This window comes from Microbispora triticiradicis (assembly GCF_005864065.1).
In the GTDB taxonomy this organism is placed as follows: Bacteria; Actinomycetota; Actinomycetes; order Streptosporangiales; family Streptosporangiaceae; genus Microbispora; species Microbispora triticiradicis.
On sequence record NZ_VANP01000002.1, the window covers coordinates 25,393 to 51,767 of the forward strand.

Sequence of the window (26,375 nt, forward strand, 5' to 3'; positions counted from 1 at the left end):
CCAGGCAGGGAACGGGAAAGTCACCGATAGTAGTCGGGATAGTCGGTGTCGGGATCGCGGTGGCTGCCCCGGCGACGGCCGCCGGTCGACGTGGAGGCGTCGCCGTACAGCTCGTCGTAGGAGGGCCAGCTTCCGCCCATGTTCTGCTCGGGCCACGACGGCTGCGTGCCGCCGTACCCCTGCTGTTGCTGGTCGTAGCCGTACTGGCTCTGTCCCGACGGCGCGTCGTAGCCCGCCGACTCGTACGGCGAGGCGGACCCGGGCGTGGTGCCCGTCACGCTGTCGGAGGCGTCGATCGACGCCCAGCCCGGGTTCACCTCGTACGACGGCGTGACCGGCGGCGGTACGGACGACGAGGAGTGGTCCGCCTGGTAGCCGTCGTAGGCCGGGGTCTGGTAGGTCTCGGCGTTCGGCCAGGAGGACGAGCCGTGCGACGGCTCGGGGTCGTCCAGCACGTCCCGTGCGCCCGCCCAGTTGGAGCCCGGCGCGGGAGCCGAGGCGGCGGGGGCCGGCGGGTAACTGCCGGTCACGGGCCAGCCGGGGTCGGTGGCGCCGCCCAGGTTGCCGAGAGCGGGGTTTCCAGGAGCGCCGGCGGGCGGCTCCGGGGTGGGGGAGTACGAGGGGCGCGCGGCCGGGAACGGGCCCGTCGAGGCCTGGGAGGGGTCGTAGGCGTCGGCGCGGGCCGGCTGGCGGGCCGTCCACGGGTCGAAGTCGCTCTGCGGCGCAGGCTCGGCCAGGGCGTCGGCGGGCTGGGCAATGGGTTGAACGGGGGACGCGGCCGCCTCGAACGCGCCGCTGCCGCGGGCCGGGTCGTAGTTGCCCATGACGAAGGTCCCGGTCTCCGGGATGGGAGAGGCCGACGCGGCGTCGTAGGAGCCGGCGGCGTGACCGTCGTAGGAGCCCGTGCCGCCGGTGGCCGGGAACGGGCCGGTGGCCGCGGCGCGGTTGAAGAAGCCGGTGTCCCCGGAGGCGGCCATCGGGCCGGTGTTCGCCTGGACGCCGTCCAGGGCGTCGGCGCCGGGCGTCGCCGGGTACGAGCCGGTGCCCGACGGCGTGGTGAACGGGCCGGTGCCTCGGGGGATGTCGTAGGAACCGCTCGCCTGACCCGCGTCGGCGGAGGCGACGGCCGCGGCGCGGCGGGCCGCTCGCGACGACCTGCCGGACCTGCCCGGCCTGCCGCTCTGCGTACCGGCCGGCGTTCCGGCCGCAGGGGCCGCGAAGGGCCCGCTGGCGGGGGCGGCGGGAGTCGCGGGGGCGTCGAACGGGCCGGTGGCGGGGGAGCCGGCGGCGTCGAGCAGGTCGGGCGTCGGCGCGGCGAACGTCATGGTCTTCTGCTCGGCCATCGCCGAGGCGGGGACGGGGGCGTCGGCGCGGCCGGCCGCGGGGCGCGGGGGCAGGGGAGCCTGCACGGTCACCGCGTCGGCGTCGGCCGTCTGTCCCTGGGACGCGCCCGGAGACGCGCTCGCCGGGCCTGAGGTGTCCTGGACGGGCCGGGGGGTGGCCATCCTCGCGGCGATCGTGCCGCCGAAGCCGCCCTCGTCGGCGCGTACGCGCGACCAGTAGTCGTCGTCGTAGTCGTCCGGCTCGCCCCACTCGTCCACGCCGCGCTTGCCACGGGCGGCGGCGGGCTGCTTGCCGCCACGCTGCGCGGGCCGCGCCTGCCGGCTGCCGGGGCGGGTGCTCGCCGGCCGCGGCTTGGGCGCTTCGGGCTCGGGCTCCTCGAAGGCGTCGAACCCCTTGGGGAAGCTCTCGAAGAAGGTCTCCTCGGCCGGCCGGCGCGGCTTGGGACCCTTGTTCTCGGCCATCGCCTTGATGCGCTCTGAGGAGAGAGCGCTCTCTCTGCGGTTCATCGACCGCATGCCCAGCGCCACGACCAGCAGCACGAGAAGCACGACGGCGACAAGACCGACAATGACCGCAGTCATAGCACCACCTTCAAGGCCATGGCCTTTCTGCGGCGCCGGTGAGGTCGCGCGGCCATCGACGCGACCTGCCCCCTCTGGCCACCTGCGCTCAGCAATTGGAACCGATTCTGCTCGACCACAATGACCGTTGTCACACCCTAGGTGAAGATTGGTGTAGCACGACTACCTCCGGTGCCCAGCATGTCACTCGATCGTGTCCGCCGTGAGGCGTCCACGTGCGATGGTGTGGCTCGCGATGCTCTCCAGCGTCGGCGCGAGGCCGGCACCCTGTTTCAGACCGAGCTTCGCGTCCAACGCGTAGACAGTGAAACGGTAGCTGCCATCGGTCCGGCATGGGGGCGTATAGCCCACCTTCCCGCTCGTCGTCCTGCCCAGCCGGGCGCCCCGGGGGACGTCGTCCATGCCGAGCTCGGTCGTGTCGGGATCGATGTCGAACACCACCCAGTGCACCTCCGGCCCGCCGCGCGGGCTGCTGTCGTCGACCACGAGGGCCACGGACTTCGCGCCCGACGTGCCCGACCAACGAAGAGGCGGGTTCCCCTGCCCCCCCTTGCAGGAGTAGTCCTGCGGCAGGGGGGCGCCGTCGCGGAACTGCGGGCTGGACACGCTGATGACGTCGAGGTTCCTCGGCGATCCGCCGCCGATGATTGCGCAGCCCTGCGTGGCCAGCATGAGCGCCGTCACCGTGACGGCGGCTCCCGCGACCGCTGATTTTCTCGGCGACCCCATGCCCGATGATGCTACGCGGATTGGACAGGTGCCCCGACCGCATCGCGGTGATCCGTACGGCGGTCTGTGCCCGCGTTGGCCGGTTGACCTCTACTTGTTCGCTCTACGAGCAATATGACCGAAAAGTCAGTACGGAGGGCGGCGTGGGCTACCCGCGTACGGCGGGCACCCGGCCGACCGGCGGCAGGCCCGCTCCGGGGTCGTGGTCGTAGAGCCAGGCGGTGGCGCGTTCGTAGGCGAACGGGAAGACGACCGGCATGATCAGGTTGCGGAGCCGGCGGGCGACCGGGCCCAGGGCCTTGGCGTCCCGGTTGTCGTCACCGGCCTTGAGCATCCTGGCGACGCGGTCCCGCCGCGCCTGCCCGTACGCGGCCAAAGCGGTTGCCAGAGTGGTGGACGGAGCGGTTGCCGGGCCGGTGGACGGGCTGGCGGACAGGGCCGTGGGCGCGTCGCCGGTGGCCGCCAGGCAGCGGGCCAGCACGACGGCGTCCTCGATCGCCATCGACGCGCCCTGACCGGCGCCGACGGGGTGCCAGGCGTCGCCCACCAGGGCGATCCGGTCGTCGTGCCAGACCGGCACCGTCGCCAGGGCGTGCATGAGCGTCGGGCGCCGTACGCTCGTCGCGGCGCGCAGCAGTGCGGACGGCGTCTCCTCGTGGCGGTAGAGGTTCCGGAGGTCGTCCAGGCCGGCCTCGTCCGGGCCGGGAGGCGTCGCGGAGGCGGCCTGGGCCGACCACCACACCTCGCCGCCGGGGGCGGCCAGGTAGATGAACGCGCCCTTGCGGCCGAAGACCATGTTGAAGACGCCGGGTTCGACGTCGACGCCGCGTGAGACGCCGGAGACGGAGTAGAACCCGGCGTACGCCGGCTCGGGCGCGGCGGGGTCGAGCACGCGCCGGGTCGCCGACCAGATGCCGTCGGCGCCGACGAGGAGGTCCGCGCGGGCGGTGTGGCCGCTCGCGAACCGGGCCCGGATCCCGTCGCCGTCGCGGACGGCGCCGGTCAGCCGTTCGCCGGTGACGAAGCGGGCTCCCTGGTCGGCGGCGCAGGCGCGGAGCGTCTCGACGAGGCGGCCGCGTTCGAGTGTGACGCTGTGCAGAGGCTCACCCTTGGGGCGGCCGCGTGGTGCGTCGCCCAGGAGTTTGCCGGTGTCGGCCCACAGGCGCTGACGCGCCACGTCGAAGCCCGCCTGCTGGACGGCTTCGAGGCAGCCGAGCGCGCGCAGGCCCTTGAGCCCGTTGGCCGCCAGGCTGAGGAACGAGCCGACCGGTCCGGCCGGGTCGGCGTACGCCTCGTACACGGTGACCTCGGCTCCGATGCGCCCCAGCGCGAGCGCGGTGGTCGCACCGGCCACTCCACCGCCTGCCACGATGACCTGCATCCCATCCTCCTGAATCTAAGTTCACTGAATGTTCATTCGGCGAATCTGAATTCAGTATGATGTGGCCCATGAACGAACGTCAAGGCGGGGTGCGTAAGGCGAAGGCGGCCGAGACCCGGGCCGCGCTGAAAGACGCCGCGCGCCGCCTGTTCATGGAACGCGGCTATCTCAACACCAAGATCGCGGACATCGCGGCGGAGGCGGGTCGGGCGACGGGGTCGTTCTACGAGCACTTCAAGAGCAAGGAGGAGCTGCTCCAAGCCCTGATGGCCGACCTGGAGGGCCAGGCCGACGAGGAGATCGGGGCGGCCGGGCATCCCCGCGACCACGACCTCACCGACCGGGCGCAGCTACGCGGGCACATGGCCGTCGCCTGGAGCGTGCTGCGGGCCAACCTGCCGGTCGTGGCGGCGCGGATGCAGGCGCTGATCGCCGAGCACCCGGCCTCCGGAGCCGCCTGGGCGAGTCTGACCGCCGAGTCGGAGGTGCTGCGGGACCACCTGGAGTATCTGCGGGATCGCGGGCATCCATTGCCGGGCGATCCCGCCCTGCTCGCCGCGATGATGGCGGCGATGCTGTCGATGTTCGGCTACGCCGTCCTCACCGCGGGCGAGCACGGGCCCACCGCCACGGACGACGAGATCGTCGACGCGCTCACCGGCCTGCTGCTGCACGGCCTGGCCGGTCCCTGACGCCCGGCGCCGGACGTCAGGGAACGCGCATCAGCAGGGCTCAGCAGGCGACGTCGGCGGCCGGCAGCGTCCCGGTGGTGAGGAAGGCGTCGACCGCGCCGTTCAGGCACGCGTTGCCGTACGCCGGGTAGGGCGCGTGGGTGTGGGCGTCGATGGTGACCATGCGCGACCCCCGGATGCGCGCGGCTACGGCGCGGCTGTTGGCGATCGGCACGGCCACGTCCCGCAGCGCGGCGGTCACCAGGACCCCGGGCGACCGGTTGGCCGACAGCCGCACCGGCTCGTCCTCGATCCGCGGCCAGAACGCGCACGGGGTGATGTTGGCGTTGGCCGGCCCGAACAGCGGGTACCGCTCACTGTAGGAGGCGATGTCCCGCAGGTAGTCGCGGGGATCGCGGGGCCACGGCCCGTCCCCGCACCGGTAGGCCATGTTGGTCGCGGTGTGGTTGTCGGCGGGCACGCCGGGCACTCCGGCCGGGGGCAGCGGGCGCAGGGGGAACGGCACGAACGGCTCCCGCCCCGCGGCGAGGGCGGCGAAGGCCGCCGCGACCAGGCCGAAGGACCGCTCGTCGTAGATGCCCACCACCAGCAGCGTCCCCAGCTCATCGGACGTCCAGGCGTGGCCCGCCACGACGATCGGGGCCGTCCGGGCACGGCGGATGAGCCCCGTGACGGCGTCGGTGACCTTCTGTGCGGTGTCGCCGAGCCCGTAGTCGGCGTTCCGCTGGGCCGTCCAGGCGGCGAAGGCGGCCGTACCGGCCTCGAAGGCCGGGGTGCGGGCCAGTTCGTACGCCCGCCAGACCGTGTCCGGGTTCGGCGGGCTGTCCAGCACGAACCTGTCGACCCGGCGCGGGAACAACGTGCTGTAGACGGCCCCGAGCATTCCGGCGTACGAGCCGCCGAGGTAGGAGATCTTCTCCTCGCCGAGCGCGGCACGGATGACGTCCATGTCCCTCGCGGCGTTCGCCGTGGTGGCGTGGGGCAGTGCCCACCCGGCGGCGCGCACACACGCACGGGCGTACGCGCGGGCCTCGGCCGTGTCGGCGGGGAAGCTCCCGGAGGTGGCGGTGCGGACCCAGTAGCCGCCGGGCTCCTCCACGTCCTGGCCGCAGCCGATGGGCGTGCTGCGCTCGACGAACCGCATGTCGAAGCCGATCAGGTCGTAGCGCGCCCGCACCTCGGAGGACAGCAGGGGGGCCAGGCTCGACGGCAGCGGGACGCCCGGCCCACCGGGGCCGCCACCGGTGGTGAGCAGCACTCCGCGGCGGCGGGTGGGGTCAGTCGCGGGCAGCCGCGAGACGACGATCGTGATCTTCCGGCCGTTGGGGCGGTGGTAGTCCAGCGGCACGGCGACCTCCGTGCACCGCAGGGCCGGGTCGGCGACCCCCGCGCAGTCGCCCCAGTGCAGCTCCTGCCGCCCGAACCGGCCCGCCACGCTGTCCGCGCCCCCTGCGGCGGCCTCCGTGCTCTCTGTGCCGTCCGTGCTCCGCTCGGCCGCCGCGCTGTCCGCCCCCTGCGAGGCCGCCCCCTGCGAGGCCGCCACCGCGCTGTCCGCTGCCCGCGCGGCTGCTGCCGGTGGTGCGGCCAGCACCGCCCCGAACACGGCGGCGAACACCGCGACGAGCACACGCCGAGACCCACCCATTTGGTACGCCATCCCGCACGGCCTCCTGATCATGTGGATGGCGTGGATCATGGACGACGTGCCGCACTCCGCGCCACCCGCCGCAACTGGGGCGACGACCGTACGGGAGGGCACGCAGTTCCCGGGCACCTCACCCAGGTCCGCGCGTGAAACTTTCTCGCGGGCGCGCACTCCGCGTGCGAAATCCGGACCGGACGGTCGGCTCCGACACATCAGCCGGACGAGGCCGTCGCGCGGGCCTCGACCAACCGCGCCGCGCGCTTACGCAGCTTGGTGCGCTAGGGGATGTGGCTGCCATGACTCGATCCTCCCAAGGGAACGAGCCTGCACCGAAGCAGCGGAGCGCTTCACCGGTAGCTGCGGACGAGCAAGGCCAGAGCGCCGCCGCGCTCGTCAGTCCTGCTTGCGCGCCCCGAACATGATCTCGTCCCAGGTCGGGACTGAGGCCCGTCGGCCACGCGACTTGCGAGGACGCGGGGGAGCGGGCTTCGGAACCGGAGGAGCGGGAGTCTCCGGCTTCGACTCCTTCGGACCTTCCTTGGCGGTGTCCTTCGGGCTGTCCTTCAGCCCTTCCTTCGTGCCGCCCTTGGCCTCATCTCTCGCACGGTCTCCCGCTTGCCGTGGTCGCGGCTGAGGGGCCGGGGCGGCCGCCTCAGCGGGCGGCGCAGGCGCGGGCACGGCGGGCCGCGTCTCCCGGGCCGCGTCATCCGCGGCGGCGGGTGCGGCAGGCTCCGTTGCAGCAGCTACGGTCGGCGGGACGGCGGTGCCCGCCGCACCGTCCGCCGCGCTGTCGGCCGTGGCTTCCGTCCCGGCGCCCGCTGAAGTGCTCGCTGCGGTGTCCGTCTCTGGAGCCGATGCCGCGACGTCGGCAGTCGCGGTGTCGGCTACCACCGGTCTCTCCGCCGTGGCAGAGGCGCTGTCGTCGGTGCTCGCCGTCCTGCCGCCCTTGGCGGTATCGGTGTCCGTCACGCCGGCGTTCGCCGCGTCGGTGTTCCCTGGGCCGCCGGTGGTGGTGTTCTCAGCCGACGCTGCGGGTGCTGCGACGCTCGGCGCGCTGGGAGTGCTGTCAGCGGGCGCGTCCGCGCTCCTGGCGTCGGGGGCCGCGGAGCCCGTGCTCATGTCGGTGCTCGGCGCTTCGGACGCCTTGGCGACCGCCTCCGCCTGCTTCGGCGCGTCGGTGGCAGGGTCCTGGACGGACGGAGCGTCGCTGTCCGCGCTCGCGGTGGTCGCCGGGGCGGCTGCCGCTGAAGCGTCGGCAGACGACACGCTGACAAGCGAAGGGGCGGGTGCTTCGACGTCGCGTGCCGCGGCTTCTCCCACCGGCTGGGCACCGGCGTCCGATCCGCGAGCATCGGCATCCGCCTTCGGAGCGGGTGTCGTAGCGGCAGCCGGGGCGTCATCGGCGGCGGTCCGAGAGCCGGTGGCGGCATCGGCGTGAGTGTCCGGCACCGGGGCGGGCGTGACGGCCTGCACGGCAGGCGACGCTTCCGCACCCGAATCCGTCCGGTCGCCGGCAGCGCCATCCTCGGCGGCCGTGAGCTGTGGCGGCGCGTCCGCGCCACGCTCCGCCTCCGCGACCGCGGGCGTGGCGGGCGGCGCGGTGTCCGTCCCTGCGGCGCTCTGCGCCGCAGGGGGCGCGGAGGCGGCAGGCGTGGCCTGCGCTGCGGGTTCGGTCCGTGCGGCAGGCACGGCGGTCGCGGCGGCGTCCGGGACCGAAGCGGGTGCTGCGGCTTCGGCCGGAGGCAGGGCGGGCGTTGCGGCCGGCGCAGGCGTGGCCTGCGCTGCGGGTTCGGTCCGTGCGGCAGGCACGGCGGTCGCGGCGGCGTCCGGTGCCGAAGAAGGTTCGGGTTCCGTCCGGGCCGGAGGCAGCGCGTACGCCGCGACGTCCGGGGCCGAAGCAGGCTCGGGTTCCGTCCGGGGCGGGGGCGGCGCGTACGCCGCGGCGTCCGGGACAGGCGCGGCCGGGGACACCGGGGGGGCCGCGTCGTGTGCGTCCCGGCTCACCGGGGGAGCGGGTTGCGGCGTGTCGTACGGGTCTCGGCTTGCCGGGGGAGCGGGCGGGGCGGCGTCGTACGGGTCGCGGGCCGGGGGAAGGGCGGGCGGGGCGACCGGTTCGGGCGCGGAGATCAGCGACTGCGGCAGCCGGAAGGGCACCGGGGTGAGCTCCGGCCGGTAGGCGGCCAGCTCCTCCTCGGACGGATCCGTCCCTCCCGGGTCACGCCGTGCGGCGGGGTCCTGCTGCCGACCGGGCTCAGGGCGCAGCGGAGCGCCCAGCCGCGGCAGCGGCTCGACGAAGGCGGCGGGCTCGGCGAAGGCCGCGGGCTCGGCCCGCGGCGGCTCATAACGCACCGGCTCGGCACGCGCGGGCTCGGGACGCGACGGCTCGTACCGCACGGGCTCAGGACGCACCGGCTCGGGACGGAACGCGGACTCGTCGCGGCCACGGACCTCGTTGGGCAGTGGTGGCACAGGCGCGAGCTTGGAGGCGAGGCGGGGCACGAACGGCCGCACGGTGGCGTCGTCCGCCTGGTCCGGCTCGACGTACTCGGCGGCCGACAGGCGCATGGCCTCGTCGTCATTGGGCGTGATGTGGCGGCGGCGGGGGTCGAAGAGCCACTCCGCGTGCCGGGTGTGGCCGTTCCAGACGAAGCCGAGCCGCACCCGCCAGAGGTTGTCGTCGCGCTTGGCCGAGTCCCAGTCGATCTCGTCGGCGGGCACGCCGCGCCGGGTGAGCCGCTCGGCCACCAGCTCGCCGAGCGTCGGCCCGGGGGTGGTCTCGCCGGGCATCCGGACCGGGACCCGCTGGGCCTGCTGGGCCATGTACTCGCGCTCCTGGAGAACGGGCCCCTCGAACCAGCGGACTCTTTCCACCGGGATCCCGGCGGTGGCCGCGATCTCCTCCGCCGTCTCGCCGGCACGGATGCGCGCCTGGATCTCCTTGGGACGCAACGGGCTCTCCACTTCGATCTCGTACTGGCCGAGACGGGAGAAGTTGCCGCGAACCGCAGCACGGAGCCGGTCGTCGACGGGCAGCGTGAAGCGCGTGCCCCGCCCGGCCGTCGCCAGGACGAGGTACGTTCCGTCTTCACTCACCGCGACGAGACGGAGCTCCTGCATGCGAGTCCCTTCGTCGTCGTGCTCTGTCTTCCCCCGGACCCTTGAGTCTCTCGCGTGAACCGGTTGCCTTCCAGCACCGTACCCGGCATGTCCGAACATCGCCTCGCCGGGAGGCGAGGCAGGTGTTGTGACCCCGGTCACATTTTTGACGTTCACTTCGCCGCAACCCGTCGGTCATGATCGACCAGAGGAAAGGCGGCACCCGGAACGCGAGAGTGAGGGTCGTGTCTCGGATGGCGCGCGCCCACGGCCCGTCCGTACGGCCTGGCGACGGCGCACGTGCCGTACGCCGTGCGGCCGGACCTGCGGGAGGGTCTCATTACTGCGTTGCTCCCTCGGGTTCGAGTGGCGCGCCGGGCTCCGGTCTGCCCGTGCTCCGCAATGTGCCTGCCCCGGGGGAGGCTTGGGCAACGCGACACGCGGAAGACGCCAGACCGTGGAGAGGGACTTTACGCGGCGATGGGGTCAGCCATCCCGCGACGCGCCGAGGACCCGGTCGAGGTAATCGTTGGCGAACAGCCCGTCAGGGTCCATCTCACGCCGCAGCGCCACGAAGTCGCCGAACCTGGGATAGACGCCGCGCAGGTAGTCCGCGTCGCGGGTGTGCAGCTTGCCCCAGTGGGGCCGGCCCTCCAGCCGGGTCATGATCTCCTCGACGCCCGCGAAGTACTCCGGGTCGGGCGCGCCCCGGTAGACGTGGCAGGCGATGTACGCCGAGTCCCGGCCGTACGCCGTGGACAGCCAGGCGTCCGACGGCGGCGTGACCCTGACCTCCACCGGGAAGGTGACCGGTCGGCCCGACCGGTCCAGCAGGTCGCGGACCTCCCGCAGGGCGCGGGCGAGGTGGCGGCGCGGGATCGCGTACTCCGTCTCCAGGAAGCGGACCTCGCGGACGGAGGTGAAGACGCGGTGGGAGGCGTCCACGTGCTCCGACGCCCCCAGCAGCCGGGCGGACGCCCGGTTGATCGCGGGCACCGCCCGGGGGAGGCGGGCGCCGAGGGCGCAGGCCGCGCCGAACGCCGTGTTCTCCAGGAAGACCTCGTCGAGCCACCTCCTGAACGCCGTTGGCGGCCGGGCCGGGCCGGCGTCGCGGTTGTTGCGCTTGACCAGGCAGGTGTCGGTGTGGGGCAGCCAGAAGAAGTCGAGGTGGTCGTCGGCCCCGGTCAGGTCGTCGAGCCCGTCGAGGATCCGGCCGAACGCCATCGGCTCCCGTCTGGCGCGCAGCAGGAACGCGGGCTCGACCCGGAACGTGACGGCGGTGAGGATGCCGAGCGCGCCCAGCCCCACCCGGGCCGCGTCGAACAGGTCGCCCTCCCGCACGGTCGCGACCGAGCCGTCGGCGAGCACCATCTCCAGTTCGGCGACCTGGTCGGCGAGCCCTCCCGTGTGCCTGCCGGAGCCGTGCGTGCCGGTCTGGATCGCCCCGGCGGCGGTCTGCGCGGTGATGTCGCCCATGTTGGCGAGCGCGAGCCCCCGCCGGTGGAGCTCCTCGTTCAGCGCGTGGAGCGGCGTGCCCGCGGCCACCTTCACCCAGCCGTCGCCCACGGCGAGCACCCCGGTCAGGGCGTGCGGCCGCAGCAGGACGCCGTCGGTCAGCGCCACCCCGGTGAACGAGTGCCCGGTGCCGGTCATGCGGACCCGGCGGCCCGTTCTCGCGGCGTCCCGTACGGCGTCCGCGACCTCGGTGGCCGAGGCGGGGGTGCGCATCTCGGCGGGCGTGACCGACTGGTTGCGCGCCCAGTTGACGAAGGCGTCCATGCTCTTGTGCTCCAGTGCCCGGCAGTGAACGCGAACACTACTCATGAACGCCCCCGCTGCCTACAGCCCGGACGGCGGAGCGTCAGCCGGCCCGCTGCCGCACGCGGGCCAGCGCCGACCCGCCGAGACCCACCGCGACCGCGAGCAGCGCGCACGCGTAGGAGAAGCCGTACGCGTTGGACGCGCCGTAGGCGTCGGTGAGCCGCCCGCCCGCCCACGCGCCGACGGCCACCCCGAGGCCGATGGACGTGGAGATCCACGCCATGCCCTCGGTGAGCTGCCCGGCCGGGACCATCCGCTCGACGAGCGAGAACCCGGTGATCAGGGTGGGGGAGATCGACAGCCCGGCGAGGAAGAGCGCCAGGGCCATCGCGCGGATGTCGTCCATGAGCAGCACCGGGGTGAACCCGGCCGCGAACAGCGACAGCCCCCGCACGAACCGGCTGCGCAGGCTGATCTTCCAGTGCCGGGAGCCGAACCACAGGCCGGAGATCATGCTGCCGGCCGCGATCGAGGCGAGCAGCAGCCCGGCCGCCGCCTTGTTGCCGTGCTCGTCGGCGAAGGCGACCGTGATGATGTCGATCGAGCCGAACACCGCGCCCATGGCGAGGAAGACAGCCGACAGCAGCGCCACCCCCGGGATCGCGATCGGCGACCCGCCGGACCTCTGGTGCCGTACGACCGGGGGCTCGGTGCCGCGCAGGCAGGCGAAGACCAGGGTGCCCGACACGGCCAGGACGATCGTGGCGATGAGCCCGGCGTAGGCGTTGACGCCCGTCGTCAGCGCGGTGACGAACGCCGGGCCGCCGACGAAGATCAGCTCGTCGGCCACCGACTCGAACGAGAACGCCGTGTGCAGCCGGGAGGGGTCGTCGAGCACGTGCGACCAGCGCGCCCGCACCATGGAGCCCAGCGACAGGCCGGTGGCGCCGGACGCCACGCCCGCCGCGTACAGGGCCCACTGGGGGGTCCGGCCGTGCGCGCACAGCATCAGCGCGGTGATCGAGGCGGCGTGCAGGAGGATGAACGGGACGAGCACCCGCGACTGGCCGAAGCGGTCCACGAGCCGCCCCGACAGGGGCGCGGCGACGGCGAAGGCCACCGAGACGGTCGCCGCGACCGCCCCGGCCGTCGCGTACGAGCCGGTGACGGCGTTGACGAGCAGGATGACCCCGATGCCGAGCATCGACATGGGCGCCCGCCCCACGAACCCCGCGAGAACGAAGCCCTTGACTCCGGGCGTGCCGAACAGCCCGCGATACGGCCCGACCATTGGTGTTTCCCCTTCGGCACGATGGTGCGTGTGCGTCCGGGCCGGCCGTTCGGACAGCGGCGGCGGCCTGCGGAAAGTTCCGGTGAGAACTCCTGAGGCACGCGGACGTCGTTTATTTCCGGTTTCGACCATCGCCTGCCCGCCTATCATGGGGCAAGTGATTTTCCGTCGCCGGGGGTGCGGGGTCTGACTGTGCGTTCCCGCTCTTCCTACGCTACCGGGCGCCTCCGCCCCATCGTGACCGGGCTCGCGGTCGTGATCCTCAGCGTACTCGCCATGGGCTCCGCCGCCCTCGTGACCTGGCCCGACGCCGGCGCGCTCGCGGACGGTGACGTGGCCGGCGACCGGCCGCGTCCGGACAAGGCGCGCCCGGCCGCGCGGGCCACCGCGGCCGCCCTCGTGCCCGACCGCACGCTGCCGTCGAGCGCGCCCGTCGCGGGCGGGCCGGGCGTGCAGGTCACGCCGCCGCAGCTCCTGGCGATCTCCCCGGCCACGGTTCCGGCGCGGACACTACGCAGGATCGCCAGGTTGCCGCACGTGCAGAAGGTGGCGGTCACCGACGGCGGCGCCGTGCACGTCGCCGGTACGGCCCTGCGCCTGCTCGCGGTCGACCCGGCGCAGTTCCGCTCGTGGACGCCCAAGCGGGTGGCCGAGCACCCGGAGGTGTGGAGCGGACTCGCCCGGGGCGAGTTGGTCGCCGACAGCGGGACGATCAAGCGGCTCGGCGTGCGGCTGGGCGTCGACTACCAGATCGACGGCGGCCCCCGGCTGCGGGTCGCGGCCTCGGCCTCGCTCGGGCTGCCCGACATCGACGGGCTGGTCAGCCAGGAGATGGGGCGGCGCCTCGGTTTCCCCGCCGGGGTCGTGGTGCTCGTGCACGGAGACCCCGGCAAGGTGGACCGGGATTCGGTCGCCCGCGTGCTCGGCAAGGGCGCGCAGGTCGTGCGGATCGGCCCGGAGAGCGAGCGGCCGAAGGCCGCCACGCCGCAGGGCCAGGCCCTGGTGGGGCGGCCGGAGAGCTACCTCGACCTCTACCAGCGTTCGGCGACCGTCTGCCCGGGCCTCTCCTGGACCGTCCTCGCCGCGATCGGCCAGGTGGAGAGCAGCCACGGCCGCAACAACGGCCCGTCGTCCGCCGGGGCGCTCGGGCCGATGCAGTTCATGCCCGCCACCTGGAAGTCGTACGGCGTGGACGGCGACGGCGACGGCGAGGCGGACATCTGGAGCCCCTACGACGCGGTGCCGTCGGCCGCCAAGTACCTGTGCGCCAACGGGGCCGGCGCGGGGGGCGAGAAGCTCAGGAAGTCCGTGTGGTTCTACAACCACTCCTGGGACTACGTGAACAAGGTGCTGTCCCTCGCGGACGCCTACGCCCGCTCGTACGCCTCCTAGGAGGGCCGGCGGGCGGGGGCCGGGCAGCAGGTGCCCGGGCACGGCGCGGGCGCGGGTTCGGCGAGCAGCTCGGCCACCATCGACACGAACCGCGGGTGGGTGCCCGCGGTCGCGGCCCTGGTGAGCGGCATGCCGAGCTTTCCGGCCAGGGCGGCCGCCTCCGTGTCGAGGTCGTAGACGACCTCCATGTGGTCGGACACGAACCCGATCGGCACCAGCACCACGGCCGGCACGCCCTCGGCGTGCAGCGCCTCCAGGTGGTCGCAGACGTCCGGCTCCAGCCACGGGACCTGCGGCGGGCCGCTGCGGCTCTGCCACACCAGGTCCCACGGCCGTCCCTCGTCCACGGCCGCGACGACCAGCCGCGCGGTCTCACGCAGCTCGGCCTCGTACGCACCGCCGGACGGGCCGGCGGTGCGCGCCATGGAGACGGGGATGCTGTGCGCGGTGAAGACGAGCCGGGCGCCGGTCCGCACGTCCTCGGGGAGCGCGGCGAGTGCCTCGCGGGTGTGGTCGGCCATCGCGGCCACGAACCCCGGGTGGTCGTAGTAGTGGCGCAGCTTGACGATCTCGGGGGCCCCCGGCAGGGCGGCCCGGGCGCGGGCTATGTCGTCGAGGTACTGCCGGCAGCTCGAATAGGAGCGGTAGGCCGCGGTGACGAAGGCCGCCGCCCGGCGGACGCCGTCCTCCTTCATCCGCCGGACCGTGTCCTCCAGGAACGGATGCCAGTTGCGGTTGCCCCAGTAGACCGGGAGGTCCACATCCAGCGCGTCGATCAGCTCGCGGCACTGCCGGTTGATCGGGCTGACCCCGCCGAACCGCTGGTAGTGCGCCTCGACCTCCAGCAGCCGCTCACGCGGCACGCCCCGGCCGCGTACGACGTTCTCCAGGAACGGCATGACGTCCTCGGGGCCTTCCGGCCCCCCGAACGAGACGACGAGCAGGGCGTCGTACCCCGCGTTGTCCCCTGCGTCAGACCCCGTGGTGCTCCCCATGAACGACAACACTATCGGGGGGTCGAGACGGTCGGCCCGGGCGAGTAGGTTCGAGCGGTGACCCAATTTCCCGACATCCGCGAGTACATGGCCCTGCCGCGCGTGGCGTCGCTGCGGCTGTCACCCGACGGCACCCGGCTCGTCTCCGTGGTCCAGTCCCTCAACCCCGACGGCAGGTCGTACGGAACGGCGCTGTGGGAGATCCCTCTCACCCCCGAGGGCGAGCCGCACCGGCTGACGCGGTCGGCGAAGGGGGAGGCGGGCGCGGAGTTCGCCCCCGGCGGCAGCCTGCTGGACGGAGGCCTGCTGTTCGTCTCCCGGCGGCCCGACGAGACGGTCAAGGAGCCGGGCGGCGACACGCCCGCGCTGTGGCTGCTGCCGGAGCGGGGCGAGCCCGTACGGCTGGCCACCCGCCCCGGCGGGATCGGCGCGGTCCGGGCGGCGGGCGGTGTGGTGGTCTACGCGTCGGAGGTGCTGCCCGGCGACGCCGCGACCGAGGAGGAGCGCCGCAAGGGCCGCGAGGACGACGGCGTCAGCGCGATCCTGCACGAGGGCTACCCGATCCGCTTCTGGGACCACGACCTCGGCCCGGCGCAGCCGCGGCTCTTCGCGGGCCGCGCCGCCCGGGATGGCCTGGAGGACGTCCGGGACCTGACCCCCGAGCCGGGCGGCGCGCTGCGCGACGCCTCCTTCGCGGTCACCCCCGACGGCTCGGCCGTGATCTCCGCCTGGCGGGAGTTCCTGCCGAACGGGGCGGGGCGCACCGACCTGGTCGCGATCGACCTCGCGGACGGGTCCCGGCGGACGCTGGCGACCTCGCCGGGCCACGACTTCGGCGGGCCGGTCGTGGTGTCGCCCGACGGGCGGCACGTCGCCTGCACCCGGGAGCGGCACGCCACCGAGCGGGTCTCGGCCACGGTCGACGTCTGGGTGATCGACCTAACCACCGGTGAGGGGCGGGCCGTCGCCGAGGAGATCTTCCCCGCGTCGGTCGCGTGGGCGCCCTCGTCGGCGGAGCTGTTCGTCGCCGCCGACGACCGGGGCCGCCGGCCGGTCTTCCGCGTCTCCCTGGACGGGCCTGCCGCCTCGGCGACGACCCGGCTGACCTCCGACGACGGCGCGTACGCCGAGCTGTGCCCGGCCCCCGGCGGCGAGGTCTACGCCCTGCGCGGCGCGGTCGACTCGCCGCCCGTGCCGGTGCGGATCGACCCGGACGGCACCGTGACCGCGCTGCCCTCGCCCGTTCCCGCGCTCGACCTGCCGGGCACCCTGACCGAGGTCACCGCCACGGCCGACGACGGCACCGAGATCCGGGGCTGGCTGGTCGTCCCCGCGGAGGCGACCGCCGAGGACCCCGCGCCGTTCCTGCTGTGGATCCACGGCGGGCCGCTCGGGAGCTGGAACGACTGGAGCTGGCGCTGGAACCCCTGGCTGATGGCGAGGCACGGATACGCCGTGCTGCTGCCCGACCCCTGCCTGTCCACCGGGTACGGCCAGGGCATGATCGACCGGGGCTGGGGCGACTGGGGCCCGGTCACCCACGCCGACCTGATGGCCATCACGGACGAGTGCCTGAAACGGCCGGAGATCGACGAGCAGCGTACGGCGGCGATGGGCGGGTCGTTCGGCGGCTACATGGCCAACTGGGTCGCCGGGCACACCGACCGCTTCCGGGCCATCGTGACGCACGCCTCCCTGTGGAACCTGGAGCAGTTCGCGGGCACCACGGACGGCGCGGACTACTGGCAGCGCGAGTTCGGCGCGCCCGGCTCGGCCAGCTACGAGAGGCTGTCGCCCCATCGCTGGCTCGGCGAGATCAGGACGCCGATGCTGGTCATCCACGGCGACAAGGACTACCGCGTGCCGATCGGCGAGGGCCTGCGGCTGTGGTGGGACCTCCAGCGGTCGGGGGTCGAGGCGAAGTTCCTCTACTTCCCCGACGAGAACCACTGGGTGCTCAAGCCCGGCAACGCGATCGCGTGGTACGAGACCGTCCTGGCCTTCCTGGGGCAGCACGTGCTCGGGGAGGAGTGGCGCCGCCCGGCCTCCCTGCGGTGACCGTCCGAGAGCTCTCGATCCTGGTTTGGGAGGATGTGGGAGCTATCCGTGGCCGTTCCGTTCCAGCGGGCGGCCACGATCACGAACTCAGGAGGGGGCACACCGGCATGGACGAGCGGGAGCGGCGGGACGACCGCGTTCGGGAGGAGGAGCTGCTGGAGCTGGCGGCCCGCATAGCGGAGGAGGCCGGCCAGATGCTGCTCGCCAAGCGGCCCGCGCGGCCCGAGGTGCTCGCCACCAAGTCGAGCCCCACCGACGTCGTCACCGCGCTGGACCGGGCCGCGGAGGAACTGATCCGCGCCCGCATCGCCGAGGCCAGGCCGCGTGACGCGATCCTCGGCGAGGAGGGCGGCGACACCCCCGGCGAGGGCGTGGTCCGCTGGGTCGTCGACCCCATCGACGGCACGGTCAACTTCCTGTACGGCGTGCCCGACTGGGCGGTCAGCATCGGCGTCGAGGTGGACGGCGAGATCGTCGCGGGCGCGGTCAACAACGTCCCGCGTGGTGAGCTGTTCACCGCCCGCCGGGGCGGCGGCGCGTGGCTGCGGGGCGAGCGGCTGCGCTGCAACACCGGCGTCCCGCTCGACCGGGCGCTCGTCGCGACCGGCTTCGGCTACGGCGCCGCCCGCAGGCGCGTGCAGGCCGAGGTGGTCGCGCAGGTGGTGCCGAGGGTCAGGGACATCCGGCGGGGCGGCTCCTGCGCGATCGACCTCTGCTCCGTGGCGGCGGGCCGGGTGGACGCCTACTACGAGCGCGGCGCCAACTACTGGGACCACGCCGCGGCCGGTCTCGTCGCCGCGGAGGCGGGGGCCCGGCTCGGCGGCCTCAACGGCAAGAAGGTGAGCCCCGACATGGTGCTGTGCGCCGCGCCCGGGCTCTTCGAGGAGCTGCACGACCTGCTCGTCCCCCTCGACCCCGAACGGGACTGACCACCACGGCGTTCTTCCACACGGCCCGGCACAGTCGAAGGGGCCCGCCGTACGGCGGGCCCCTTCGTCAGGTGATGGCGCGGTCAGCGGTTGATGGAGACGCCGTGATCCTCCGCGAGGCGGTGCAGGTCCTCGATCTCGGCGGTGAGGGTGTCGGCGAGGAAGTCGTCCCCGCTCGTCGTGGCCTCTTCAAGACCCTTGTAGGCCTGGTCGAGCCTGGATTCGATCGTGGTCGTGAACTCGCCCATCTCACCTTCTTTCTCAGGGGGCGAACGTGTCGCGGGGACGCCGGCGCGGAATCCGCTCAGGAGAGACGCGCCTACCCCGGCACACGACAATGGAGGGTGCCCGGGGCCATACCCATAACGGGACCGAGCGCAAACCTGTGAATTTCTGTGCTCTACGTCACGTAGAGTGCCGGGGCCGCTTACCGGCGGCTTACGCCGGTCATGGCCACAATGAGGGCGTCCGTACCAGCGAGGAGGACCTTGATGCGCGTGCTAGTGGTGGAGGACGAGAGGGTGCTCGCGGACGCGATCGCCACCGGCCTCCGCCGGGAGGCGATGGCCGTGGACGTCGCCTACGACGGCGCCGCCGCCCTAGAGAAGACGGGATACATCGACTACGACGTGATCGTGCTCGACCGCGACCTGCCGAAGGTCCACGGTGACGAGGTGGCCCGCCGCCTGGTCGCGGAGCGGTCCGCCTCGCGGATCATCATGCTCACCGCCGCGGGCGACGTCGACGCGAAGGTGGAGGGGCTGGAGCTCGGCGCCGACGACTACCTGGCCAAGCCGTTCGTCTTCATGGAGCTCGTGGCCCGGGTGCGCGCGCTCGGCCGCCGGTCCGCGCCGGCGCTGCCGCCCGTGCTGGAGCGGGCCGGCATCCGGCTCGACCCCGGCAAGCGCCAGGTGGCCAGGGACGGCGCGGAGATCCATCTCACCAAGAAGGAGTTCGCGGTGCTGGAGGAGCTGATGCGCGCCGAGGGCGCGGTCGTCAGCCAGGAGGACCTGCTCGACAAGGCGTGGGACGAGAACATCGACCCGTTCACCAACGTGGTCAGGGTGACGATGATGACCCTGCGCAAGAAGCTGGGCGACCCGCCGGTCATCGAGACCGTGCCGGGCGTCGGCTACCGGCTGTGACGCCCGGCCGGATGTCGGACCCGATGGGCACCGGTCCCTACCGAAGCCAGGTTCCGCCGCCGCCCAGCGGGCCGCCCGCCTGGGACGGCCCGCCGCCCCTGGTCGCCCACCCGGTCCAGCGGGCCAACCTCCTCGACGAGATGCGGTCGCTGCAGAACCGCGTCAGCATCCGCTGGCGGCTGACCCTCACGTACGCCGCGCTGGTCTTCGTCGCCGGCGCGCTGCTGGTGATGGTCATGTACGTGCTGGTCGGGCATGCGATCAACGTCGGGTGGCAGAGCGTGCCGAAGATCCTGCTGCCGCCGAGCGTGCCGCAGGAGGTGATCGACGAGTTCAACAACAACTACGCCAACCTGCAGGCGGAGGCCACCGCGGCGGCGCGGAGCGAGCTGCTGCAGCGGTCGCTGCTGGCGCTGCTGGGCGTGGGCATCTTCGCCCTGATCCTCGGATACGTCGTGGCCGACCGGGCGCTGCGGCCGATCAAGAAGATGACGGTCACCGCACGGAAGCTGTCGGAGACCTCCCTCGCCCACGAGCGCATCGACCTCCAGGGCCCCGACGACGAGCTGAAGGAGCTGGCCGACACGTTCGACGCCATGCTCACCCGGCTCAACACCGCCTTCGACGCCCAGCGGAGGTTCGTGGACAACGCCTCGCACGAGCTGCGCACGCCGCTGGCGATCAACCGCACCGTGCTTGAGGTGGCCCTGTCCGACCCCGAGGCGTCGGACGACCTCAAGGTGCTCGGGCGCACGCTCCTCGGCACCACCGCCCGCAACGAGCGGCTCATCGAGGGCCTGCTGCTGCTCGCCCGCAGCGAGCGGGAGCTGTCGGTGCGCAAGCCCGTGGACGTGCAGGAGGTGGCGCGGACGGCGGTGGAGCAACTGGCCGCCTTCGCCGAGGAGGAAGGGGTCACGGTTGAACACGACCTTCATCCCGCCGCCACGACGGGTGATCCGGTTCTCGTCGAACGCTGCCTCTCGAACCTCGTCGAGAACGGCATCAAGCACAATCTTGGTCCCAACGGAAAAGTATGGGTCCGTACGGGAATGGTGGACGGGGGTGCGGTTGTTCAGGTCGCGAACACGGGACCGCACGTTCCCGCGTACGAGGTGGAGAGCCTGTTCGAGCCGTTCCGGCGGCTGAATGCCGACCGGGTCCAATCCGCCAAAGGCGCGGGTCTCGGCCTGTCCATCGTGCGCGCGATCGTCCGGGCGCACGGCGGAACGGTCGTCGCCGTTCCCCGCGACGGGGGCGGGCTCGTGGTGACGGTGCGACTCTCCGGAAACGGGGTTTCTCCGGGGATGCCGCAGTCGGCGCGCTGATGGAGCGTGCGCGCCGTACATGTGGTTGGATGTGCCGTCGAACACGGTGGGGATACCGCCGATACTGTGGTTTTCGCCATATTTGGCTAACCGCAGTCCCCGGCGGTGCACGCCACCCGTGTCGGGAGGTTCAGTGTTCGTTCAAGCGGGTACCGATTGCACGATTTCCCGGCCCCCGCGGGCACAACACCGGCCTCCCGAGCGTTAGGACGCGCGACACGAGCGCAGGCAGATAGATGAGGGGGATGGAGTAGCAGATGGCTACCGACTACGACAGCCCGCGTAAGACCGACGACGACCTCAGCGAGGACAGCCTCCAGGAACTACAGGCGCGCCGGAGCGACAAGTCGTCGGGCAGCATCGACATCGACGAGACCGATCTGGCCGAGTCGCTGGAGCTGCCGGGGGCGGACCTGTCGAACGAGGAGCTCTCGCTTCGGGTGATTCCTCGGCAGGCCGACGAATTCACCTGCTCGCGGTGCTTCCTGGTGCACCACCGCAGCCAGCTGGCCTCGGAGAAGAACGGCCAGCAGGTCTGCCGCGAGTGTGCCGCCTAGGAGACCCTGAGGAGGGTCCGTGACTTCAGACGCGGATCGATCGAACGACGAGGTGGCCGACCTGGTCGGCAAACTCGTGGCCCCTGAGGAGACGGACGGGGCCGAGCGGCGACGGCTGCTCGGCCGCCTCAGCCAGGCCCTGGCGAAGTCCGCGGGGAAGGCGCGCGAGCGCGGGACCGGCCGGGGCCGATGGCTGGCCGACGTCTTCATGAACATCGCCCCGCGGTTACCGATCAGGGACCTGGCGACGCTGCGGGAGCACCACTACGGGCTCACCGGCGATCAGCTCGCCGACGACCTCGTCCGCACCGCCGCCAAGGCGACCATGGCGGTCGGCGCGGTCGGCGGAGCGCTCGCCGCCGCCGAGTTCGCCGCCCCGCCCCTGCTGCTGTCCGCGCCCGCCCAGATCGTCGCCGAGACGCTCGTCGTGGCGGCCATCGAGGTGAAGCTCCTCGCCGAACTCCACGAGGTCTACGGCGTGCAGGTGCCCGGCAACGGCACCCAGAGGGCGGCCGCGTACGCGCTCGCCTGGTCGAAACAGCGGGGTGTCAATCCCCTCGCCCCCGGTTCGGCCACGATCGCGCTCGGCACCGCAGCGAAGACCGCACTGCGCAACCGCCTGATGCGCACACTCGGCCGGCACCTCACCACCCTCGGCCCCTTCCTCACCGGGGCGGTCGCGGGCGCCGCCCTCAACCGGGCCGCCACCAAGAAGCTCGCCGCCTCCGTTCGCGCGGACCTGCTCCGCGGGCACGCCCTCCCGCCGGGCTGACCCCCGTTCCCGGCCGCTCTCCGGCCGTCTCCTCCCCGCGTCCCCTCCACCGTCTCCCCGCCGTCCGGCACGCCTCCGGCGACGGCGGCCGGTCCAGGTGACCATCCCAATCGGCACTCTCCGGCCGTCCCGATGTTCCGGGTAGAGAAGTGTCACCGATTGGTCTAAACCACTTGGCGAGCCCCCGTGAGCTGCGTGAGATCATTCTCACAGTTTCAGCTGTGAATTGTGCACGTCATTACGGGTATGGGGTCGCCTGGTGGCTTTCCGTATGGTGGTCACAGGCGACCCTGGAGGGGTTCATGCGTGATGGCACCAGCTCATTTCTGATCGTCGCGAACCGGCTGCCGGTGGACCGCGTGGGTGAGAACGAGTGGCGTCGCAGCCCCGGAGGGCTGGTGACCGCCATCGCGCCCGTCATGCAGCGCCGTGACGGCGCCTGGCTCGGCTGGACCGGCGCGGCGGGAGAGGAGCTCAAGCCGTTCGACCACGACGGCATGCACCTGATCCCCGTTCCGCTGTCCCAGCTCGAGGTCGAGCTGTACTACGAGGGGTTCTCCAACGCCACCCTGTGGCCGCTGTACCACGACGTGGTCGCCACCCCGATCTACTCCCGGGTGCTCTGGGACGCCTACAAGGCGGTCAACGACCGGTTCGCCCGGGCCGCCGCCGAGGCCGCCGCCCCCGGCGCGGTCGTGTGGGTGCAGGACTACCAGCTCCAGCTCGTGCCGGCCATGCTGCGCAAGCTGCGGCCCGACCTGAAGATCGGGTTCTTCCTGCACATCCCGTTCCCGCCGGGCGAGCTGTTCTACCAGCTCCCCTGGCGCAACGAGATCCTGGAGGGCCTGCTCGGGGCCGACCTGGTCGGCTTCCAGCGGCCGGGCGGCGCCGCCAACTTCCTGCGCCTGTGCCGCCGCCTGCTCGGCGTGCAGTACCTGCGCAACGAGATCCAGCTCGAGGACCGGACGGTGCGCGCCGAGTCGTTCCCGATCTCGGTCGACTTCGGCGAGCTGGACCAGCTCGTCCGCGAGCCGCGCGTCCAGCAGCGGGCCAGGGAGATCCGGGCCGAGCTGGGCGACCCCGAGCACATGCTGCTCGGCGTCGACCGGCTCGACTACACCAAGGGCATCGGCCAGCGGCTCAAGGCCTTCGGCGAGTTGCTCGACGACGGCTCGGTCAAGCCGGGCGAGGCGGTGTTCGTCCAGGTGGCGACGCCGACCCGGGAGCGGGTCGCCGAGTACATCCGGCTGCGCAACGACATCGAGCTGCGGGTGGGCCGCATCAACGGCGAGCACGGCATGCTCGGCCGTCACCCGATCTCCTACCTGCACCAGTCGTACAACAAGGAGGAGCTGGCCGCCCTGTACTGTGCGGCCGACGTCATGGTCGTCACGCCGCTGCGCGACGGCATGAACCTCGTCGCCAAGGAGTACGTCGCCTGCCGCCACGACCTGCGCGGCGCGCTGGTGCTGAGCGAGTTCGCGGGTGCGGCCGACGAGATGCGCCAGGCCTACATGGTCAACCCGTACGACATCGCCGGCATGAAGCGGGCGATGCTGGCCGCGATGCGGGCGACCCCGCACGAGCTCGCCCGCCGGATGCGGTCGCTGCGGCGCAGGGTCGCCTCGCACAACGTGGACAGGTGGGCCAGCGACTTCCTCACGGCCCTTGAGTCCGGGGAGCCGGCGCCCGCGCCTACGGAGTGAGGTCGCGGGCGGCGTCCTTCCAGGAGCGCCACTTCCTGGCCGCCGCCCGGGTCGCCACGATCCGGGTGACCTCGATGCCGAGCCCCATCACGACGGCGTAGGCGATCGCCTCGCCGAGGCCGATGTCCGGGGAGTCGGCGCTCGCCGGGGGCTCCTTGCCGGTCGCCTTCTCCCAGGCGTACGCCAGCACCTTGCGGGAGGCGAAGCCCACCGCGAGGCCCAGCAGTCCGCCGATGATCCGCCACTGCATGTCGGGCTTTTCCGACAGGCCGAGTTCCCGCTTGGCCGCGCGAGCCGTGTCCGCCATGATTCCTCCTCCATAACGACCTTAGTGTCTCCCCTCGGGGAGGTGCGCCACGCCATACCATGTGGTGGCATGACCGAACAGCGACTCCCCGCAGCCATGCCCGAGAAACCTGCTCTCGACGGCCTGGAGGCGGTATGGGTAGCCCGCTGGGAGGCCGACGGGACCTACAGGTTCGACCGGTCCCGCGGCAGGGACGAGATCTACTCCATCGACACCCCGCCGCCGACCGTGTCCGGATCCCTCCACGTGGGGCACGTCTTCTCCTACACGCACACGGACACGATCGCCCGTTACCAGCGGATGCGGGGACGCGAGGTCTTCTACCCGATGGGGTGGGACGACAACGGCCTGCCCACCGAGCGCCGGGTGCAGAACCACTTCGGCGTCCGATGCGACCCCTCCGTGCCGTACGACCCGGACTTCACGCCGCCGGAGAAGCCGGACGCCAAGCGGCAGGCGCCGATCTCGCGCCGCAACTTCATCGAGCTGTGCGAGCGGCTGACCGCCGAGGACGAGAAGGCGTTCGAGGAGCTGTGGCGCCGCCTCGGCCTGTCGGTGGACTGGTCGCTGACCTACGCGACCATCGACGCCGGCGCCCGGGCCGCCTCGCAGCGGGCGTTCCTGCGCAACCTCGCCCGCGGCGAGGCGTACGTCGCCGAGGCGCCCACCCTGTGGGACGTGACGTTCCGCACCGCCGTGGCCCAGGCCGAGCTGGAGGACCGGGAGTGGCCCGGCGCCTTCCACCGCATCGGCTTCGACCTGTCGCCCGCGCAGCGTGAGCAGGGGTTCGGCGAGCGCGTGTGGATCGAGACGACCCGGCCCGAGCTGATCCCGGCCTGCGTGGCCCTGGTCGCCCACCCCGACGACGAGCGCTACCGGCCGCTCTTCGGCACCACCGTGCGCACCCCGGTCTTCGGGGTCGAGGTGCCGGTCGTGGCCCACCACCTGGCCGAGCCGGACAAGGGCTCGGGCATCGCGATGATCTGCACCTTCGGCGACGTGACCGACGTGACCTGGTGGCGCGAGCTCGACCTGCCGACCCGGCCGGTGATCGGCTGGGACGGCCGCCTGCTCCCCGAGCCGCCGCACGGCGTGCCCGCCGGGCCGTACGCCGAGCTGGCCGGCAAGACCGTGCACAGCGCGCGCGAGCGCATCGTGGAGATGCTGCGCGAGTCCGGCCACCTGGACGGCGAGCCGCGCAAGATCCAGCGGCCGGTGAAGTTCTACGAGAAAGGCGACCGCCCGCTGGAGATCGTGACCACCCGGCAGTGGTACATCCGCAACGGCGGCAGGGACCTCGCCCTGCGCCGCGCGCTGCTCGACCGGGGCGGGGAACTGGAGTGGCACCCGCCGCACATGCGGGTCAGGTACGACAACTGGGTGGAGGGCCTGGCCGGCGACTGGCTGATCTCGCGCCAGCGGTTCTTCGGCGTGCCGATCCCGGTCTGGTACCCCCTCGACGCCGAGGGCGAGCCCGTCTACGAGGCCCCGATCACCCCGCCGGAGCGGGCGCTGCCCGTCGACCCCTCCAGCGACGTGCCGCCCGGCTACAGCGAGGACCAGCGCGGCAAGCCGCTCGGCTTCGCCGGCGACCCCGACGTCATGGACACGTGGGCGACCTCCTCGCTGACCCCGCAGATCGCCGCCGGGTGGGAGCGCGACGACGACCTGTTCCGCCGCGTGTTCCCGATGGACCTACGGCCCCAGGCCCACGAGATCATCCGTACCTGGCTGTTCTCGACGGTCGTGCGGTCGCACCTGGAGCACGGCGGGCTGCCCTGGCGGCACGCGGCGATCTCCGGGTGGATCCTCGACCCCGACCGCAAGAAGATGTCGAAGTCCAAGGGCAATGTGGTCACGCCCCTGGGCCTGCTGGAGGAGCACGGCTCCGACGCGGTCCGTTACTGGGCGGCGAGCGGCCGGCCCGGTACCGACACCGCCTTCGACACGGGTCAGATCAAGATCGGCCGGCGGCTGGCCATCAAGATCCTGAACGCGTCGAAGTTCGTGCTGGGCTTCCGGTCCGAAGGCGGCGGGGAGGTCGTCGAGCCGGTCGACCTGTCCATGCTGGCCGCGCTGCGGACGGTCGTAGGCGAGGCCACCGAGGCGTTCGAGGCGTACGACTACACGCGGGCGCTGGAGCGGACCGAGCGGTTCTTCTGGTCGTTCTGCGACGACTACGTGGAGCTGGTCAAGGCCCGCGCGTACGCCGGGGACGCGTCGGCGGTCACCGCCCTGCGCGCGGCGCTCGGCGTGCTGCTGCGGCTGTTCGCGCCGTTCCTGCCGTTCGTGACCGAGGAGGTCTGGTCGTGGTGGCGGGAGGGGTCGGTGCACCGCGCCGCCTGGCCGTCGCCGCGGGACCTGCCCGAGGCGGAGCGCGGCGACCCCGCGGTGCTGGACGCGGTGGCCGAGGTGCTGCGCCGGGTGCGGCGGGCCAAGTCGGAGGCCCGGCGGTCCATGCGGGCCGAGGTGTCCCGGCTGACCGTGTCGGGAGACCAGGCCGACCTCGTCAGGCTCGCCCAGGACGACCTGTGCGCGGCGGGGAACGTCGACGAGTTCGTCCTGGAGCCCGGCGACGCCCCCCTCGACGCCGTGGCGGAGCTGGCCGCCTGACGCGCCGCAGGCAGACGGAAGGTAAAACGACTGCGCGCCGCGCCCCCGGGCATGCC

Annotated in this window: 19 protein-coding genes and 1 pseudogene; 10 read left to right on the top strand and 10 right to left on the bottom strand. The window is 72.9% G+C overall.

Annotated elements, in window-relative coordinates:
• Nucleotides 1–20: 20 nt before the first annotated feature.
• From FED44_RS05275 to FED44_RS05285, 3 genes are all read right to left on the bottom strand, one after another.
• The gene (locus FED44_RS05275) at nt 21–1,925 is read right to left on the bottom strand and encodes a hypothetical protein (protein ID WP_138459961.1); all 1,905 of its coding nucleotides are present in this window, start codon (nt 1,923–1,925) and stop codon (nt 21–23) included.
• Between the two features lie 183 nt (nt 1,926–2,108).
• Nucleotides 2,109–2,654 carry a YbhB/YbcL family Raf kinase inhibitor-like protein gene (locus FED44_RS05280; protein WP_244301732.1) on the bottom strand — a complete coding sequence of 182 codons (546 nt, stop codon included), beginning with the start codon at nt 2,652–2,654 and terminating at the stop codon, nt 2,109–2,111.
• Between the two features lie 148 nt (nt 2,655–2,802).
• Complete coding sequence (locus tag FED44_RS05285; RefSeq protein WP_138459962.1) at nt 2,803–4,035, bottom strand: FAD-dependent oxidoreductase; 1,233 nt, start codon at nt 4,033–4,035, stop codon at nt 2,803–2,805.
• Nucleotides 4,036–4,103: 68 nt separating this feature from the next.
• Here FED44_RS05285 and FED44_RS05290 point away from each other — a divergent pair, with 68 nt between their 5' ends.
• Nucleotides 4,104–4,727, top strand: coding sequence for a TetR/AcrR family transcriptional regulator (locus FED44_RS05290; RefSeq protein WP_111701628.1), 624 nt, complete (start codon nt 4,104–4,106; stop codon nt 4,725–4,727).
• A 40-nt stretch (nt 4,728–4,767) separates the two neighbouring features.
• Here FED44_RS05290 and FED44_RS05295 read toward each other — a convergent pair whose 3' ends face one another.
• From FED44_RS05295 to FED44_RS05310, 4 genes and pseudogenes are all read right to left on the bottom strand, one after another.
• Nucleotides 4,768–6,372, bottom strand: coding sequence for an alpha/beta fold hydrolase (locus FED44_RS05295; protein ID WP_138459963.1), 1,605 nt, complete (start codon nt 6,370–6,372; stop codon nt 4,768–4,770).
• Nucleotides 6,373–8,460: 2,088 nt separating this feature from the next.
• Nucleotides 8,461–9,489, bottom strand: a pseudogene (sepH, locus tag FED44_RS38610) (septation protein SepH); the annotation flags it as partial.
• A gap of 465 nt (nt 9,490–9,954) precedes the next feature.
• Nucleotides 9,955–11,247, bottom strand: a complete 1,293-nt coding sequence (locus FED44_RS05305) for a D-arabinono-1,4-lactone oxidase (RefSeq protein WP_138460237.1) — start codon at nt 11,245–11,247, stop codon at nt 9,955–9,957.
• Between the two features lie 82 nt (nt 11,248–11,329).
• Entirely contained in the window at nt 11,330–12,520 is a 1,191-nt protein-coding gene (locus FED44_RS05310; protein ID WP_111701631.1) for an MFS transporter, read from the bottom strand.
• Nucleotides 12,521–12,775: 255 nt separating this feature from the next.
• On the opposite strand from FED44_RS05310, the gene FED44_RS05315 reads away from it, so the two are divergent.
• On the top strand, nt 12,776–13,912 hold the full coding sequence (locus FED44_RS05315) for a lytic transglycosylase domain-containing protein (protein WP_244301734.1): 1,137 nt from the start codon (nt 12,776–12,778) through the stop codon (nt 13,910–13,912).
• Here the strand turns inward: FED44_RS05315 and FED44_RS05320 are convergent.
• A complete protein-coding gene (locus tag FED44_RS05320; protein ID WP_138459965.1) occupies nt 13,909–14,907 on the bottom strand; it encodes a ferrochelatase in 999 nt (332 codons plus the stop codon). The genes FED44_RS05315 and FED44_RS05320 overlap by 4 nt on opposite strands.
• 87 nt (nt 14,908–14,994) lie before the next feature.
• On the opposite strand from FED44_RS05320, the gene FED44_RS05325 reads away from it, so the two are divergent.
• Both FED44_RS05325 and FED44_RS05330 read left to right on the top strand, forming a co-directional pair.
• Entirely contained in the window at nt 14,995–16,965 is a 1,971-nt protein-coding gene (locus FED44_RS05325; protein WP_138460239.1) for a S9 family peptidase, read from the top strand.
• 107 nt (nt 16,966–17,072) lie between these two features.
• Entirely contained in the window at nt 17,073–17,894 is an 822-nt protein-coding gene (locus FED44_RS05330) for an inositol monophosphatase family protein (protein ID WP_138459966.1), read from the top strand.
• An 83-nt stretch (nt 17,895–17,977) separates the two neighbouring features.
• On the opposite strand, the gene FED44_RS35665 is transcribed toward FED44_RS05330, so the two are convergent.
• Nucleotides 17,978–18,142 carry a hypothetical protein gene (locus FED44_RS35665; protein ID WP_165900481.1) on the bottom strand — a complete coding sequence of 55 codons (165 nt, stop codon included), beginning with the start codon at nt 18,140–18,142 and terminating at the stop codon, nt 17,978–17,980.
• Between the two features lie 243 nt (nt 18,143–18,385).
• Between FED44_RS35665 and FED44_RS05335 the strand changes: the two genes are divergently transcribed.
• From FED44_RS05335 to FED44_RS05355, 5 genes are all read left to right on the top strand, one after another.
• Nucleotides 18,386–19,039, top strand: a complete 654-nt coding sequence (locus FED44_RS05335) for a response regulator transcription factor (protein WP_111698089.1) — start codon at nt 18,386–18,388, stop codon at nt 19,037–19,039.
• Nucleotides 19,036–20,364: a sensor histidine kinase gene (locus tag FED44_RS05340; RefSeq protein ID WP_244301735.1), complete on the top strand. Its 1,329-nt coding sequence runs from the start codon at nt 19,036–19,038 to the stop codon at nt 20,362–20,364. The genes FED44_RS05335 and FED44_RS05340 overlap by 4 nt, the downstream gene beginning before the upstream one ends.
• A 257-nt stretch (nt 20,365–20,621) precedes the next feature.
• A complete protein-coding gene (locus FED44_RS05345; protein ID WP_030454398.1) occupies nt 20,622–20,921 on the top strand; it encodes a DUF4193 domain-containing protein in 300 nt (99 codons plus the stop codon).
• A 19-nt stretch (nt 20,922–20,940) separates the two neighbouring features.
• Nucleotides 20,941–21,693 (top strand): hypothetical protein, encoded by a 753-nt coding sequence (locus FED44_RS05350; RefSeq protein WP_244301736.1) that lies wholly within the window; start codon nt 20,941–20,943, stop codon nt 21,691–21,693.
• Between the two features lie 302 nt (nt 21,694–21,995).
• Nucleotides 21,996–23,399 (top strand): alpha,alpha-trehalose-phosphate synthase (UDP-forming), encoded by a 1,404-nt coding sequence (locus FED44_RS05355; RefSeq protein WP_111698088.1) that lies wholly within the window; start codon nt 21,996–21,998, stop codon nt 23,397–23,399.
• Here FED44_RS05355 and FED44_RS05360 read toward each other — a convergent pair.
• Nucleotides 23,389–23,706, bottom strand: coding sequence for a DUF4235 domain-containing protein (locus FED44_RS05360; RefSeq protein ID WP_187406012.1), 318 nt, complete (start codon nt 23,704–23,706; stop codon nt 23,389–23,391). The genes FED44_RS05355 and FED44_RS05360 overlap by 11 nt on opposite strands.
• Nucleotides 23,707–23,775: 69 nt before the next feature.
• On the opposite strand from FED44_RS05360, the gene valS reads away from it, so the two are divergent.
• On the top strand, nt 23,776–26,319 hold the full coding sequence (gene valS / locus FED44_RS05365) for a valine--tRNA ligase (protein WP_138459967.1): 2,544 nt from the start codon (nt 23,776–23,778) through the stop codon (nt 26,317–26,319).
• The last annotated feature ends 56 nt before the right edge of the window (nt 26,320–26,375 follow it).